The following is a 15,648-nucleotide window of genomic DNA, read 5'->3' on the forward strand; positions in this document are numbered from 1 at the left end:
TAAAAATATGATTTTAGAGTGAAAATTTGACTGAGTTAATATGAATTATATTGAGTGCATAAATGCGAAGGAAAGACTTTTTTTATAACAAAAATGTAATAAATGGACATCGAATTAATGGCTGTATTTGTAACGTATTAGTAGTTGTTCGAAGTTTGAAAAGAATATATACTATTCTTAAGGAATAATATTTGTTTTTTATTTAGGATGTTTTATTTTAGGAGGATTTATTATGAAAAGATTACTTAAAAAATCGGTGATACTAGCAGTATTCTCACTTACTGTAGGTTTTGGTACAACATCTATTGCACAAGATGTGTCTGTAAAAAATATCAGTGGAGCTGATAGATTTTCAACTGCTGTTAGTATCTCTCAAAATGGTTGGAAAAATGGAAGTGAAAATGTAATTATTGTAAATGCAAACGCTGTTGCAGATTCCCTATCTGTTGCTCCATTTGCAAGTGAGATAAATGCACCAGTTTTGTTGAGCAATTCAGCAAATCTTGATGTTGAAAGTACGGTAAAAGAAATCTCAAGACTACATCCCAAAAATATTTATATTATTGGAGGGGAAAACTCAATAAGCTCTGGTATCGAAGAGAGTTTAAAGGGGAGTGGTTATGCTGTTGAGAGAATTTCTGGAAATAGTCGAGTTGAAACGTCAATAAACATTGCGAAGAAAATAAAAGCTGTCAGGGGAACAAATTTTGAGGAATCATTTGTTGTAAACGGGGTGACTGGGCTTCCAGATGCTGCAGGAGCAGGTGCAGTTGCAGCCAAGCAGCATATTCCGATTATTTTTACCGACAATAATTCCTATGCAAATGTAAGTGGCGAAATAAATGGTTTGGGGATATCAAAGGTATATTTAATCGGTGGAACAAATGGTTTACCGGAACAATATGACAGCTTGGTTGGAAATGTGGAAAGAATTAGTGGTGTTGACAGACAAGACACTAACTTAAAAATAATCAAAAGGTTCTTTGGTGATTTTGATACTGTCTATATCGCAGAAGATGGTATGGGGAATAACTCTAAATTGATAGATTCAGTTCTTATTAATGCTGGAATTATCTCGAGCATCAATTCCGCCGATGGAGGATCAAGTTTGAGCTATGGACCAGTTCTTTTGATAAATTCAAATTATGGATTTACCTTTGATCAGCTTGATGCTTTGAATGGTTCAAATAGCAAGGTGTCCAATTTGGTTCAAGTAAGTGGTGGAGTGAAGATAGAAAAAAATATATCGAAAATTGCAGATTTTATCATAAATAGAGGAAATCAAAATTCAGATATGGCATTTGATAAAATAATGAAATATAGAAATATGGAGATAGAATATAGCTTTGAGGGAAATTCAAAAAAACTAACTGGCAAAAATATTCTTCCGATGATAGAAATCGATAAAGCCAATGGATATCAATTAGATTTTAATAGAGAATCGATCAAGAACTTCTTGGGATCTATTAAATTTAATGGAACAGTATCAAATAATAATGGAAGCTATGCATATTGGAAAAATAATAATGTTGTGATATCAAGTGAATCCAGGATGAATTTAGATGTAAATAAGGAAACAGATAGATTGATTGATCTATTGAAAAAAGGGGAATCTGTCTATTCAGTTACACCATACTATACTACTGCCAGTATTCCTAATAAAGCCACTAATATAGGTAATAAATATGTTGTAGTTAATATTAAAGAACAAAATATGAAATTGTATGAAAATGGAAAAGTAACTCTTTCTACACCAATAGTTTCCGGAAATCCAAATAGAGGTATGGCTACACCTCCAGGTATTTTTACTCTGAGATCAAAGGCGAGAAATGTCGTTCTTAGAGGGCCTGGATATGCTTCTCCTGTACAGTATTGGATGCCGTTTAATGGAAGCATTGGAATTCATGATGCATACTGGCAGCCTAAATTTGGTGGAACTAGATATTTATTTGCCGGATCACATGGATGTATAAATACTCCATTAAACAAAGTTTCATCATTATACTCAAAGATTAGTGTTGGTACACCTGTTATTGTGGTAAGATACTAAATTTGTGGTAATAAACTAAATTAAAGGTAGTATTTGGATAACGATAAGAAAAAGGTTGAAACTTTGTTACTTAAATTTTGCTACAAAAGAATAAAAATTCGGAAAAAATAGTATTTAATTATATTTAAGTGTTTTTTTGTATTTAAAATTTAACAATAAATATTTACTTTTTCCAAAAGTAGGAATATAATGTAGGTAAAGTTAATAAAATATTTAACAAACTTTTAAAATTTTCAAAAGATTACATTATTTTTAGGAGGTATTCTTATGTGGGAAAAAGACATCAACATTAACGAAATTAAGGAAATTAGAGCTAAATCAACTGCTTACCTTGGTGTTGGAGCAATAGAGAAATTCAATGATATTGCAGCTGAGCTTTCATCAAAAGGCTTTAACAAGGTCGTAATCTTGACTGGTAGAGCTGCGTATAAGAAAACAGGTGCTTGGGAAGTAGTTGAAAAGGCTTTGAAGGACAACAATATCGAATATGCTTTGTACGACAAAATTAGCCCAAATCCTGAACATAAAGATGTTGACGAAGCATGTGAATTAGGTAAATCAATAGGTGCAAACTGTGTAATTGGTATAGGTGGTGGTAGCCCGATTGATGCTGCAAAATCTGTTTCAATTTTGCTTGAATATCCTGAAAAGAAATGTGCAGAGCTTTATGAATTAAAATTCACACCGGATAAGGCGGCTCCAGTAATCGCTATCAATCTTACTCATGGTACTGGAACAGAGGTGGATAGATTCGCTGTTGTTTCAATACCAGAAAAAGAGTATAAGCCTGCGATAGCTTATGATTGTATATATCCATTGTATGCAATAGATGATCCAGCCTTGATGGTTACATTGCCAGAATATCAGACAATGGCTGTTTCAGTGGATGCTATAAACCACGTATTTGAAGCATGTACTGCACTTACTGCAAATCCATTTAGTATTCTTTGTGGTAAGGAAACTGTAAGACTTGTTCATAAGTACTTGCCGAGAGCTCTTGCGGACGGACATGATTTGGAGGCTAGATACTATTTGGCTTATGCATCAATGATTGCAGGTACATCTTTTGATAATGGTTTACTTCACTTTACTCATGCATTGGAGCATCCACTAAGTGCTGTGAAAACAGATTTGACTCACGGAGTAGGCTTGGGTATCCTTCTTCCATCAGTTGTGAAGATTTGCTTTGACGCTAGAAGGGAAACAATAATCGATGTATTCGGACCACTTGTTGGAGATTCTGAGGATTTGACAGCTGAAAAAGCTTGTGAAAATATGAGAGAGTGGCTAAAATCTGTTGGATTGACAATGACATTGAAAGATGAAGGTTTTACAGAGGCTGATCTTGATAGATTGACTGAGCTTGCTTTTACAACGCCATCATTAGATGGATTGCTTTCTTGTGCACCAGTTCAGGCAACAAGAGAAAATGTCAGAGCGATATACGCTGAATCACTATAATGATGATGAAATAAATAAGAGTTGTTTTTTGAAATAAATTAAAATTGATTTTTGGTAGAACGAGAAAAATCGATAAAAATGGTAGTGTGTCATATTTAAAACTGGATACATTACCATTTTTTTTGGAATATTTACACACAATATACAAAAAATAAAAAAAGCAATCACGAATGATTGCTTGAGTGCCGCTGATCGGGGTCGAACCGATACGATATTGCTATCGCAGGATTTTGAGTCCTGTGCGTCTGCCAATTCCGCCACAGCGGCATCTGTCTCTCTCGAGTACATATAATATAATACCACAGATGTAAAAAAAAAACAAGAAAAATTTATAAAAATTTTTCAGTAGTTTTTGTGGTATAATTAAATGTATACTTACAGGTAGAAATGAGAGGAAATCATATGGATAATAAAAAGAAAATACTGCTAATTGATGGAAATTCTATAATCAATAGAGCATTTTTTGCCTTACCTCCTATGGATAATGGTGATGGATTGCACACAAATGCTGTTTATGGATTTTTGACAATGATGTTTAAGATGATAAAAAATATACAACCGACACATATTTCTGTCGCCTTTGACTTGAAGGCTCCTACATTTAGACATAAAGCCTTTGCAGATTATAAGGCTGGCAGAAAAGGTATGCCTTCTGAATTGGCAATGCAGCTTGAACCACTGAAAAATATTCTGGATTCAATGAATATAGATAGAAAAGAGCTTGAGGGTTATGAGGCTGATGATATTCTTGGAACAATATCGAGAATTGGAGAAGAAAATGATTTTTCTGTTTATGTAGTCACAGGAGATAAGGATGCAATTCAATTGGCATCCGACAAAACTCTTGTTATGATAACAAAGAAAGGTGTTGCAGAAGTAGAGGAATATAATACAGAGGGCGTTATTGAAAGATATGGGCTGACACCAGCACAATTTATTGATTTGAAGGGCTTGATGGGTGATAAATCAGATAATATACCTGGAATACCTGGAATAGGTGAAAAAACAGGTATTAAGCTTTTGCAAGAATTTGGGAGTGTTGAAGGCGTTATTGAAAATGTGGACAAATTAAAGGGTGCTCAGAAAAAGAAAGTAGAAGAAAATACGGAATCTGCCATTATGAGTAAAGAGCTGGCTACGATAGATAGAAATATTCCGTTGGATTTGAGCTTTGAAGACATGGAGTTTGGCTCCTTTGATGTTCAGGCTGTTATTAAAGAATTTCAAAAACTAAAATTCAATAGTCTTATTTCAAAGCTTTCGGAGCTTACAGACTGTGAAGAAAAGGAAGTAGAAAAAAAAGAAATTAATAAATTGGAAGACATTGAAACCTTTATTGAAAAAATTAACGAAGAAGGCGTTTTATCAATAAAGACCATTTGCAGGGAAGGAAATATTTTAGATAAGAATATTATCAAAACATTTCTATCGATTGATGGAAAGGAATACTACTATTTAGATGGTGAAGAGATAATTGCTTTAAAAGAGATATTGGAAAGTGAAGAGATAGAAAAAATAGGGTATGAGCTGAAGCAAGATTTTGTTGCACTTAGACCTTATGGAATATATTTGGGAAATATTAAGTTTGATATCTCTATTGCCGAGTATGTAATAGAGTCGAAATCCTCGTCTTCATATGATATAGATTCAATAGCGAACAAATATCTCTACAAAAAAGTAATGACAAAGGATGAGCTTTTGGGAAAGGGAGCGAAATCTCTTTCATTTGAAGAGGTCGATTTTGAAAATTTGAAAGACTATATTATCGGAATTTTTGATACTGTATTCGGTGTGATAGAAGCTATGGAAAAAAGCATTATTGACGATGGTATGGAGATGCTGTTTTATGATGTTGAAATGCCTCTGATAGCAGTGCTAGGGGACATGGAATACACTGGTATTATGGTAGATAAGGATGTATTGAACGAATTGGATTTGGAGATTAAAGAGCTTATATACGATGCAGAAAAGAAGATTTTCTCTTTAGCAGGAGAGGAATTTAATATCAATTCTCCAAAACAGCTAGGTGTAATAATTTTCGAAAAGCTTGGTCTACCCGTAGTGAAAAAGACGAAAACAGGATATTCAACAAATGCTGAGGTATTAGAAAAACTGATGGATGAGCATGAAATAATAAGATTGATTTCGGATTATAGAACAGTGGTAAAATTGAAATCGACATATATTGACGGTTTGAATTCAGTAATTAATGAAAAGGATGGGAGAATCCACTCCACATTTAATCAAACCATTGCTTCGACGGGAAGAATCTCTTCAACAGATCCAAATCTTCAAAACATACCAGTTAGAACTAATATAGGTAGAAATATTAGAAAGGTATTTATTTCTGAAAATGGTAGAAAGCTTGTAGATGCCGATTATTCTCAGGTTGAATTGAGAGTTTTGGCTCATATGAGTGGTGATGAAAATATGATTGAAGCATTTTCAAGTGGAGAGGATATACATAGAAAAACAGCATCTCAAGTTTTTAATGTTAGTCTTGATGATGTTACGCCGGAGTTGAGAAGTGCGGCAAAGGCGGTAAATTTCGGAATCATATATGGAAAGAGTGATTTTGGTCTGGCGAAGGATTTGAATATTTCACTAGCAAGGGCAAAGGATTATATAAATAGTTATTTTGGCAAGTACGACAAGATAAAAGGTTTTATGGATGAGATTGTCGCCAATGCTGAAAGAACAGGATATTCTACCACTATGTTCAATAGAAGAAGATATATTCCAGAGATAAAATCAAACAATTTTATCGATAAGAACAGAGGTAAAAGAGCGGCGATGAATGCTCCAATACAAGGAAGTGCAGCCGATATCATTAAAATTGCCATGGTGAATGTACATAATCGTCTTTTTGAAGAGGGTTTAAAATCAAAATTAATACTTCAAGTACACGATGAGTTGATTGTGGAAGCAGTTGAAGATGAACTTGAAATAATTGAAGCTCTTTTAAAAGAAGAAATGGAAAATGCCGTTTATTTAGATGTTGATCTCGATGTGGATTTAAACATTGGAAATTCATGGTATGAAACGAAATAAAGATTTAAGCTATGAATACTATAAATAATAATTAGAGTTTCTTATTGTAATATTTATTGTACATATTTATTATACATATTTATTATATATTGTGTTTATAATAATTAAATTTGATTGTAATGATTTTGAATAAAATGTGATAATTGAGGAAGTGATGTTATGCTTGTATTGGGTTTAACTGGTAATATTGGATGTGGTAAAAGCACAGTTTCTAGTAGATTTAAAGAATTTGGCATTGATGTAATCGACGCCGACCTTTTAACTAGAGAGATTTACAAACATTCAGATGTCATTGAAGAACTAAGGAAAGTTTTTCCTGATGCCATTGGAATAGCAGGTAATCAAATGATTGTTGATAGAAAAACCTTAGGGAAATTAGTATTCGATGATTCTAAAAAGCTAAAACAGCTAAATTCGATTACTCATAAGAAAATAAATGAATTGATTGACAATAGAATTGAAACGTCGCGCTCCGATATTGTGGTTGTTGATGCAGCACTTTTGTTTGAGACGGGTATGCAGGGAAAATTCGATAAAGTCATCACTGTATATTGTGACGAAAGAGTCCAACTGGAAAGAGTGATTCAGCGTGATAATCTAAGTTGTGAGGATGCAAAGAAGAGGATAGACAGTCAGCTTTCGCAAAATGTTAAGGTAAGTAAATCTGATTTTTCCATAGATAATTCTGGAGGAATCGATGAGTTAAACAAGAGTATAGAAAATCTAATGGAACAAATAAAAATATGGAAATTAGAAATTGGGGGAAATTGGTTTGAAGAAAAATAAGGCTAGAATAGTTTGTATTTTTGTTTTGGTTGCAATATTATCGATATTTATATGCAACAAACAAGTTTCAAAGGTATTTTATCCTACAAAGTACAAAAAAATTGTAGAGTATTACTCTGATCTATACGACATAGACAAGTATCTAATATATAGTATTATCAAAACAGAGAGTAGTTTCGAGCCAAATGCAGTTTCTACAAAAAATGCCAAGGGGTTGATGCAGGTTACCGATATAACGGCTGAGTGGGTCAATGAAGAGCTGAGGATTAAAAATATGAATGTTTTTGATCCAGATACCAATATAAGAGTCGGAACATATTATTTAAAAAAATTGGAGAGCCAGTTTGATGGGAATTTGACCTTGATGATTGCTGCATATAATGGTGGATCTGGAAATGTGAGAAAGTGGCTCAAGAATCCCCAGTATAGCTCTGATGGTGTGACACTTGAGAATATTCCATTCAAAGAAACCTCGGGTTATACGAAAAAAGTTTTGAAGAACTATGAGCTTTACAAGAAAATATATCAGTAAGCTGTATTTGAAATCATGCTCTTTAGAACAATAATATTGAACGATATGTTGATATGTTGAAAAGCTTTTAAAACAGTGAACTGATTTATGAATATTCTACCATATGAATGTAGAAACTAATACAAAAAAGAATGGAGGAATTGGCAATGAAAAAAAGACTATTTATTGAAGGAATGCATTGTGCAAATTGTGTAAAGGGACTTGAAGCAGTTCTTAATGAGGATATCGATGGAGTAAAAGTCGATAGGATAAGCTTAGAGGAAAAGTATGCAGATGTAGATGTTGAAGATGGAGTAACTGATGAAGCTCTAAAGATTGCTGTTGAGGAATTAGATTTTAAGCTTGTTGGAATAGAATTGTTATAAAAATTTACCATAATAAAATACAGACTATTGACAAAAAAACAGATTATTGTTTAAAAAAGTAAAATAAAATTAAGTTACAAAAAAGTTACAGAAAACTGTTGGTTTAGCGATTTAATAGTTACAAATTGGTTATCAAAAGTTACAAAAAAACGATAAAATAATGATTTTTTGTAAAAAAATACTTTACAAACTGTAATAAAATGATGTATTATAGATTTATAGCTTGAATGCGATAGTAATATTTTACTATGTTCACGAGTGTTTTAGAGAAAAGTAACAATTGATTGTAACAAATGTGTCAGCAGTTGCTGACTATAAATAATATAATGAGAGGTGAGAATTTAGATGAAAAAAGCAATAACAGTGTTAGGGTTAGGTGCAGCTGCAGTAGCCATATCTGTTTCAAATGCTAGTGCAATGGAACAACAAGTAGAGGCAACCAACGGTATCAACCTTAGAGAACAGCCAAGTGCGACTTCAAATAAGGTCTCAGAACTTCAAGCAGGGGCGAAATTAACAGTTATTAGTAACCAAGATGGTTGGGCAAATGTTCAAACTGAGGATGGTCAAAATGGTTGGGTCAGTGGATACTATGTGTCAGGAAACGAAGCTGATGGAAAAGTGCAATCTAATGATGTTGATTCAGCAAATAAAAATGAAAATAATGATGTTAATGCAAATAGTGAGATAAAAAGTGGAAATAAGGTTGTAACAAACGAAAATACAGAAAAAGTAGAAGTTAATTCAAACTTTGAAAATTTAGGCGCTGCCAATGTGAAAACTGGGCAGGGCAGCAATGTAGAGGTTAAATCAAATGCAAAAATAGCGTCTACTACATCGCTTAACGTTAGAATTGGTCCATCAGTTTCAAATGGTATTTCAGGTGTGATCTATAAAGGTGAAATATTTAAGGTTGTTTCAAAATCGTCTAATGGATGGTATAAGGTGATTCTTAAGGATGGTACAACTGGTTGGGCTAGTGGAAAATACATCAACCTTACTAATGAAGTTGATAAATCAAATGTTTCAGAATTTATTAAGGGCTCAGACAATGACGTGAAGTCTACTGAAACTAATACTACTGTTTCTTCAAATCAAGGAACTGTTAACAGCAAGGTTGGTTTGAATGTTAGAGCAGGTGCTGGAACAAAGAATGCAGTTATATCTACATTGAAGAGCAATGCTGTAGTAAATATCATCGGTGAAGAAAATGGATGGTATAAAATTAAGCTAAGCGATGGTAGTACTGGATACGTTGGTGCAAGTTTTATCAATAGAACTGCTTCAACTACTTCTACAGATAGCACTAAATCATCAGCTACTGCGAAGCAGACAGATACAAAGGTTGCTGTTGGTGATACAACTCCGTCGGCAACAGGAAACAAGGTCGCTGATTATGCTCAGACTTTGCTAGGAACAAGATATACTTGGGGTGGAAGTTCGACTTCAGGATTTGACTGTTCTGGTTTTACTCAGTATGTATATAAGAATGCGCTTGGCGTAGATATTCCAAGAGTTTCTAGAGCACAGGCAACAGTTGGTAGTGCAGTTAGTACTTCAAGTATGAAGGTTGGAGATTTGTTGTATTTTGATACTACAGGCTCAGGAACAACTAGCCACGTTGGAATATATCTAGGAAATGGAAAGTTCATCCATGCAAGTGGTACTGCAACTAATCCAGAATACGTGAAGGTATCTAATCTATCTGAAAAATGGGTTAAGCTACTTGGTGCTAGAAGAATATAATTATTATATATAGTTGATTTATTGGCAGATTTTCTTAATGAATAGTTTCATTGGAAAATCTGCTTTTTAGTTTCACTTTTTTACGCAATGTATATTTTTAGTGAAATATATACATGTTTACTTTATTCGATTTTAACATAGAATTTAGTATCGAAAAAGAATACATTTCTTGATAAGTATTCAATTTCTGGAAGAGTATTCAATTTTAAAAAAATATATGATATAAAATTATCAATTGAGAAAAATAAAAAACTAAATAGTATATCAAATACACGATATTCTGAAGATGTGAAAAGTTTAGAAAATTCATATTATTATCAGATTAAGTTCACAAATGACATGAAAATATGTAGAATAATTATTTAAATTAGCATTTTATGTGTATTTTATTTCATTTTTATTTGTATGATATTTTATTTTTTTTTATTTATTATAAGAAAAAGTGAAAAAAAATAAAAAAAATTTAAAAATTAAGTCATTATTAAGGTATTTTTCAAAATAATTTTCCAAAAACGTTTTTTTTATCGTTTAACACTTGTTATTGCTAATTTTTTAGAGTTGTTGTATACTAGTAATTGAAATAAATTAAATACTAGTTAAGAATAGGGGGTAACAGAATGAAACTCTTAACTTTTAAGGGAGGAATACATCCTCCGTATGGAAAAGAGTATGCAAATAAAAAACCAATTGAGAGAGCAAAGGCTCCTTCTACTGTTTATATCCCACTTCAGCAACATATCGGTGCACCGGCAAAGTGCATTGTAGAAGTTGGAGAAGAAGTGAAGCTTGGACAAAAGATTGGTGAAGCTCAAGGTTTCGTATCTTCTAATATTCATTCATCGGTATCGGGTGTAGTAAAAGCAATTCAACCATGTGGAGTTCCAGGTGGTACTGCAATGTGCGTAATTATCGAAAATGATTTTAAAGAAGAACTTCATGAAAGTGTGAAGCCAAAGGGTGATGTTGAAACTCTTGAAAAAGAAGAGATAGTGGCAATCATTAAAGAGGCTGGAATAGTTGGTATGGGTGGTGCGACTTTCCCTAACCATGTTAAAATTTCTCCACCACCAGATTCAAAGGCAGAATTCGTGATTTTGAATGGTGCAGAGTGTGAGCCATATTTAACAGCTGATGATAGATTAATGGTTGAACATCCAGATGATGTTGTGTATGGTTTAAGAGCTCTTTTAAAAGCATTAAATGTAGACAAAGGTTTTATTGGTATAGAAGTAAATAAGCCTGAAGCGATTAAAAATATGATAAAAGCTGCTGAACCATATCCAGAAATCGAAGTTGCGAGCCTTCAGGTAAAATATCCAGAAGGTGCTGAAAAACAGCTTATTTATGCCTGTACTGGAAGAGAAGTTCCATCTGGAGCACTTCCTATAGCTGTTGGTGCAGTTGTTACGAATGTTGCGACATCAGCAGCAATCGCAAGAGCAATAAGAGAAGGTATGCCTCTTGTTGAAAGAATTACGACTGTTACAGGTCCATGTATAAAGGAACCTAAAAACTTAATAACAAAGGTTGGAACTAAATTTAGCGAAATTATAGAACAATGTGGTGGCATAAAAGAAGGTGTTACAGCGAGAAAACTGATTGCTGGTGGGCCTATGATGGGTCTAGCGCAATACACTGATGATATTTCTACAAATAAAGGTTCTTCAGGAATATTGATACTTGACGAAGCGATGTCTGTAGCTCCAGAACCAATGAACTGTATTAAATGTGGTAGATGTACAGACGTATGTCCAGCATTCCTTCAGCCATTATTTATCAGTGCATATTCGTTGAAGAATAATTTTGACGAAGCAGAAAAGCATAGGGCAATGGATTGCATCGAATGTGGTTCATGTTCATATATTTGTCCTGCTAGAAGATTGTTATTACCTTCTATAAGACAGGCGAAGAGAGAAATAGGTGCTAAGAGAAGAAAAGCTGCAGCACAAAAGTAAATAATTAGTTAGGAGGAAAAATAATGAATGAGAAATTGATAGTTTCTTCATCTCCTCATATTAGGACTAATGAAGATACTACATACATAATGAAACAAGTTATTCTTGCGTTGTTACCTGCGACTGCTGCTGGAATTTATTATTTCAGAGTTCAAGGATTAATAACAATCTTGGCTTGTGTTATAGGAGCTGTAGGTTCTGAATGGTTGTATTGTAAAATAACAAAGAAAAGATCTACAGTTGGTGACTTGTCTGCAGTTGTGACAGGTTTATTGTTGGCATTTAACGTTCCTGCTGGTTTTCCAGTTTGGATGTGTATTTTTGGTTCTGTTTTTGCAATAATTGTTGTAAAAATGGTATTTGGAGGAATTGGTTTTAACTTCCTTAACCCAGCACTTGCAGGTAGAGCATTTTTATTGGCTTCATTCCCTGTTGCTATGACAACTTGGTTGAAACCTGGAGCAAATCCAGACGCCGTTACAGCTGCAACTCCACTTAGTTATTTAAAACTTGCTGGAGGAACTTCTGCAGATGCTGTGGGAAGAATACACGAGGCTGGTATTTCACTTGGACAAATGTTTATGGGAAATATCGGTGGTACGATAGGCGAAACATGTTCACTATTGATAATATTGGGTGGTGTTTATTTAATATATAAAGGTATTATTTCATATATTATGCCTGCTGTATATATAGTATTAGTAGTAGTTTTATCATTTATATTTGGAGGCTTCAACGCTGAGTTTGCAATGTATCAGGCTTTGGCTGGAGGACTTTTACTTGGTGGATTCTTCATGTTGACTGATTATACTACATCTCCTATGACGAAAAAAGGACAGATTATATATGCTGCAATCGCCGCTGTAATAGCGACTTGTATAAGATTGTTTGGAGGATATCCAGAAGGTGTATCATATTCGATATTATTCGCAAACTGTTTGGTACCACTAATCGACAAGTATGTAAACAATAGAGTATTTGGGGAGGTGCGTAAATAATGAACAGTATGATAAAAGTAGGTGGAACATTATTGGCATTTTCTGCGGCAGCGGCATTGTTGCTTGCTGGTACGAATCAACTGACTGCACCTGTAATCGAACAGAGAAATATAGCTGCAAGTAATGCAGCAAGAAAAGAGGTATTACCTGTAGCGAAAGATTTTAAACAGGTAGATGCAGCTAAATATTCTAGTGCTGGAGCATCTACAGTCACAGAGGTATTTGAAGGTACAGATGGTTCCAACACTGTTGGTTATACTATAAAGGCTAACCCATCAGGTTATGGTGGTGCTGTTGAGCTAACAATAGGAATTAACAAAGATGGCAAGATAATGGGTGTAAGTGTTGGTAACAATACAGAAACACCTGGACTAGGAGCAAAAGCTGCTGATCCAGCCTTCAATGGACAGTATAAAGATAAAGAAGCAAAGCCATTGGAAGTAATTAAGAGCGGTTCACCAGCCGACAATCAGATAAAGGCCATATCTGGAGCTACAATCACATCGAGAGCGGTAACTGATGGTGTGAATGAGGCTATTCAGGTATTTGAGGCTGTAAATAAATAGGAGGGTTAGAGATGAGTTTAGGAAAAATATTCAAAAACGGTATTATTGATGAAAACCCTACATTTGTTCAGGTAATAGGTATGTGTCCTACACTAGCAGTTACAAGTTCTGCAATAAATGGTATAGGTATGGGGATTTCGACAGCAGTAGTTTTGGCATGTTCAAACGTTGCCATATCATTACTAAGAAAGTTGGTTCCAGACAAGATAAGAATACCTTGCTTTGTTGTTGTAATAGCTACATTCGTTACAATAGTTCAAATGATGCTAAAGGCATATGTTCCAGCTTTGGACAAGGCACTAGGACTATTTATACCACTTATAGTTGTTAACTGTTTGATACTTGCAAGAGCGGAAAGCTTTGCTTGTAAAAATGGACCGGTTGCATCATTTGTAGATGGTCTTGGAATGGGATTAGGTTTTACAGTTGGTTTGGGAGTACTAGGTGCTGTTAGAGAAATCTTAGGTGCTGGAAGTATATTTGGAATGGTATTCCTACCAAGTAGCATGAATACATTATTGTTTATATTACCACCAGGTGCATTCTTGACATTAGGTTTCTTGATGGCGATATTCAACAAGTTGACTAAGAAAAAGGCGTAAAGGGGTGTAGAGATTGAAACTAATACTATTATTTTTATATATAGTGCTTGTTAACAACGTAATAACTTCTCAATTCCTTGGTATTTGTCCGTTCTTAGGTGTTTCTAAGAAGACAGATACAGCAATAGGAATGGGGGTTGCTGTTACATTCGTTATCGCACTTGCTTCAATAATTACTTATTTTATCCAAATTATTTTGGTAAACTTTAAGATAGAATATTTACAGACGATAGCATTTATACTTGTTATCGCATCAATTGTTCAGTTCGTTGAGATGGTTATTAAGAAGACTTCTCCATCGCTTTATCAAGCTCTTGGTGTTTTCCTACCGCTGATTACAACTAACTGTGCGGTTCTTGGTATTGCAATAGTAAATATAACTAAGGGTTACAATATTATTGAAACTTTAATAAATGGTGTAGGTGCTGGTATAGGATTTACATTATCAATCGTAATATTTGCCGGAATCAGAGAAAAATTAGAATTGGCTGATATTCAGGAAGCGTTCAAAGGATTCCCTATAGCGCTAATTTCTGCAAGCTTGATGTCAATTGCTTTTCTTGGATTTACAGGTCTAATAAAGCTATAAGGAGGAGGTTGAAGAATGCTTATTGTATATGCGGTATTAGTGCTTGGTGTGCTAGGTTTAATCTTTGGTCTAATCCTTGATTTTGCTTCTAAAAAATTTGCTGTAGAGGTTGATCCAAAGGAAGCAGAAATTCTTGAAGCTCTTCCTGGTGCAAACTGTGGTGGTTGTGGTTTCCCTGGTTGTGGAGGCTTGGCTGCTGCAATAGCAAAAGGTGAGGCTCCAGTTAATGGTTGTCCTGTTGGTGGTGCTGCTTGTGCTGAAAAAGTTGCAGCTATAATGGGTGTTGAAGCTGGTGCTGGAGAAAAGATAGTAGCAAATGTAAGATGTAAGGGTACATGTGAAGCTACTAAGAATAAATATGAATACAGTGGAATCGAAGACTGTAGAGCTGCGGCATCTTTGATAGGTGGTCCTAAGGGATGTTCTTATGGATGTCTTGGTTTGGGTACTTGTGTGCAAGTTTGTGCATTTGACGCAATTCATGTCATTGATGGTGTTGCTGTTGTTGACGATGAAAAGTGTGTAAACTGTGGTAAATGTATAGATGTTTGTCCTAAGGGATTAATTGAAAGAAAACCTCAAAAGAAAGAAGTTACAGTGCTTTGTAAGTCAAATGACTTTGGTAAAAACGTAAAAGAAAACTGTACAGTTGGTTGTATAGGGTGCGGAATCTGTTTTAAAGAATGTCCATTTGATGCAATTATTTTTGAAAATAAATTGGCTCAGATTGATTATGATAAATGTAAACAGTGTAATAAGTGTGCCATGAAGTGTCCAACAAAGGTTATCAAACCAAAGGAAAGAAAAAAACCTGCAGTTCAACCGAAGCCAGTTGAAAAAAAGGAAGCTGATGAAAAAGTTAAAGAAGAAAGTTCTGAAACTGAAAATAATTAATTAGTAAATTAAAAAAAGCTCATATATTCATTTTATACATTGTAGTAAATGAA

The 15,648-nt window shown here is 34.1% G+C and carries 13 protein-coding genes and 1 tRNA gene; 13 read left to right on the plus strand and 1 reads right to left on the minus strand.

What is annotated here, in order from left to right; all coding sequences use genetic code 11:
• Window positions 1-232: 232 nt before the first annotated feature.
• A complete protein-coding gene (locus FYJ71_RS03115) occupies window positions 233-2,050 on the plus strand; it encodes a cell wall-binding repeat-containing protein (RefSeq protein WP_154537334.1) in 1,818 nt (605 codons plus the stop codon).
• A gap of 267 nt (window positions 2,051-2,317) precedes the next feature.
• A complete protein-coding gene (locus tag FYJ71_RS03120; RefSeq protein WP_154537335.1) occupies window positions 2,318-3,511 on the plus strand; it encodes an iron-containing alcohol dehydrogenase in 1,194 nt (397 codons plus the stop codon).
• A 183-nt stretch (window positions 3,512-3,694) separates the two neighbouring features.
• Here the strand turns inward: FYJ71_RS03120 and FYJ71_RS03125 are convergent.
• A tRNA-Leu gene (locus tag FYJ71_RS03125) sits at window positions 3,695-3,778 on the minus strand.
• 135 nt (window positions 3,779-3,913) lie between these two features.
• Here FYJ71_RS03125 and polA point away from each other — a divergent pair.
• From polA to rnfB, 11 genes are all read left to right on the plus strand, one after another.
• Window positions 3,914-6,562 (plus strand): DNA polymerase I, encoded by a 2,649-nt coding sequence (gene polA, locus FYJ71_RS03130; protein WP_154537336.1) that lies wholly within the window; start codon window positions 3,914-3,916, stop codon window positions 6,560-6,562.
• Window positions 6,563-6,721: 159 nt separating this feature from the next.
• Window positions 6,722-7,348 (plus strand): dephospho-CoA kinase, encoded by a 627-nt coding sequence (gene coaE / locus FYJ71_RS03135; protein WP_154537337.1) that lies wholly within the window; start codon window positions 6,722-6,724, stop codon window positions 7,346-7,348.
• Complete coding sequence (locus tag FYJ71_RS03140) at window positions 7,335-7,880, plus strand: lytic transglycosylase domain-containing protein (protein ID WP_154537338.1); 546 nt, start codon at window positions 7,335-7,337, stop codon at window positions 7,878-7,880. Before coaE ends, FYJ71_RS03140 begins: the two co-directional genes overlap by 14 nt.
• A 146-nt stretch (window positions 7,881-8,026) precedes the next feature.
• Entirely contained in the window at window positions 8,027-8,245 is a 219-nt protein-coding gene (locus FYJ71_RS03145) for a heavy-metal-associated domain-containing protein (protein WP_154537339.1), read from the plus strand.
• Between the two features lie 345 nt (window positions 8,246-8,590).
• A complete protein-coding gene (locus FYJ71_RS03155; protein WP_235899046.1) occupies window positions 8,591-9,991 on the plus strand; it encodes a C40 family peptidase in 1,401 nt (466 codons plus the stop codon).
• Between the two features lie 617 nt (window positions 9,992-10,608).
• Window positions 10,609-11,946: an electron transport complex subunit RsxC gene (gene rsxC, locus FYJ71_RS03160; protein ID WP_154537340.1), complete on the plus strand. Its 1,338-nt coding sequence runs from the start codon at window positions 10,609-10,611 to the stop codon at window positions 11,944-11,946.
• A gap of 23 nt (window positions 11,947-11,969) precedes the next feature.
• Complete coding sequence (locus FYJ71_RS03165) at window positions 11,970-12,944, plus strand: RnfABCDGE type electron transport complex subunit D (RefSeq protein ID WP_154537341.1); 975 nt, start codon at window positions 11,970-11,972, stop codon at window positions 12,942-12,944.
• Complete coding sequence (locus FYJ71_RS03170) at window positions 12,944-13,510, plus strand: RnfABCDGE type electron transport complex subunit G (protein WP_154537342.1); 567 nt, start codon at window positions 12,944-12,946, stop codon at window positions 13,508-13,510. Before FYJ71_RS03165 ends, FYJ71_RS03170 begins: the two co-directional genes overlap by 1 nt.
• An 11-nt stretch (window positions 13,511-13,521) precedes the next feature.
• A complete protein-coding gene (gene rsxE, locus FYJ71_RS03175) occupies window positions 13,522-14,112 on the plus strand; it encodes an electron transport complex subunit RsxE (RefSeq protein ID WP_154537343.1) in 591 nt (196 codons plus the stop codon).
• A gap of 13 nt (window positions 14,113-14,125) precedes the next feature.
• Entirely contained in the window at window positions 14,126-14,701 is a 576-nt protein-coding gene (gene rsxA / locus FYJ71_RS03180; protein WP_154537344.1) for an electron transport complex subunit RsxA, read from the plus strand.
• A 15-nt stretch (window positions 14,702-14,716) separates the two neighbouring features.
• The gene (rnfB, locus tag FYJ71_RS03185) at window positions 14,717-15,595 is read left to right on the plus strand and encodes an RnfABCDGE type electron transport complex subunit B (RefSeq protein ID WP_154537345.1); all 879 of its coding nucleotides are present in this window, start codon (window positions 14,717-14,719) and stop codon (window positions 15,593-15,595) included.
• Window positions 15,596-15,648 lie beyond the last annotated feature (53 nt).

It is taken from the genome of Peptostreptococcus porci (assembly GCF_009695815.1).
Taxonomy (GTDB): Bacteria; Bacillota; Clostridia; order Peptostreptococcales; family Peptostreptococcaceae; genus Peptostreptococcus; species Peptostreptococcus porci.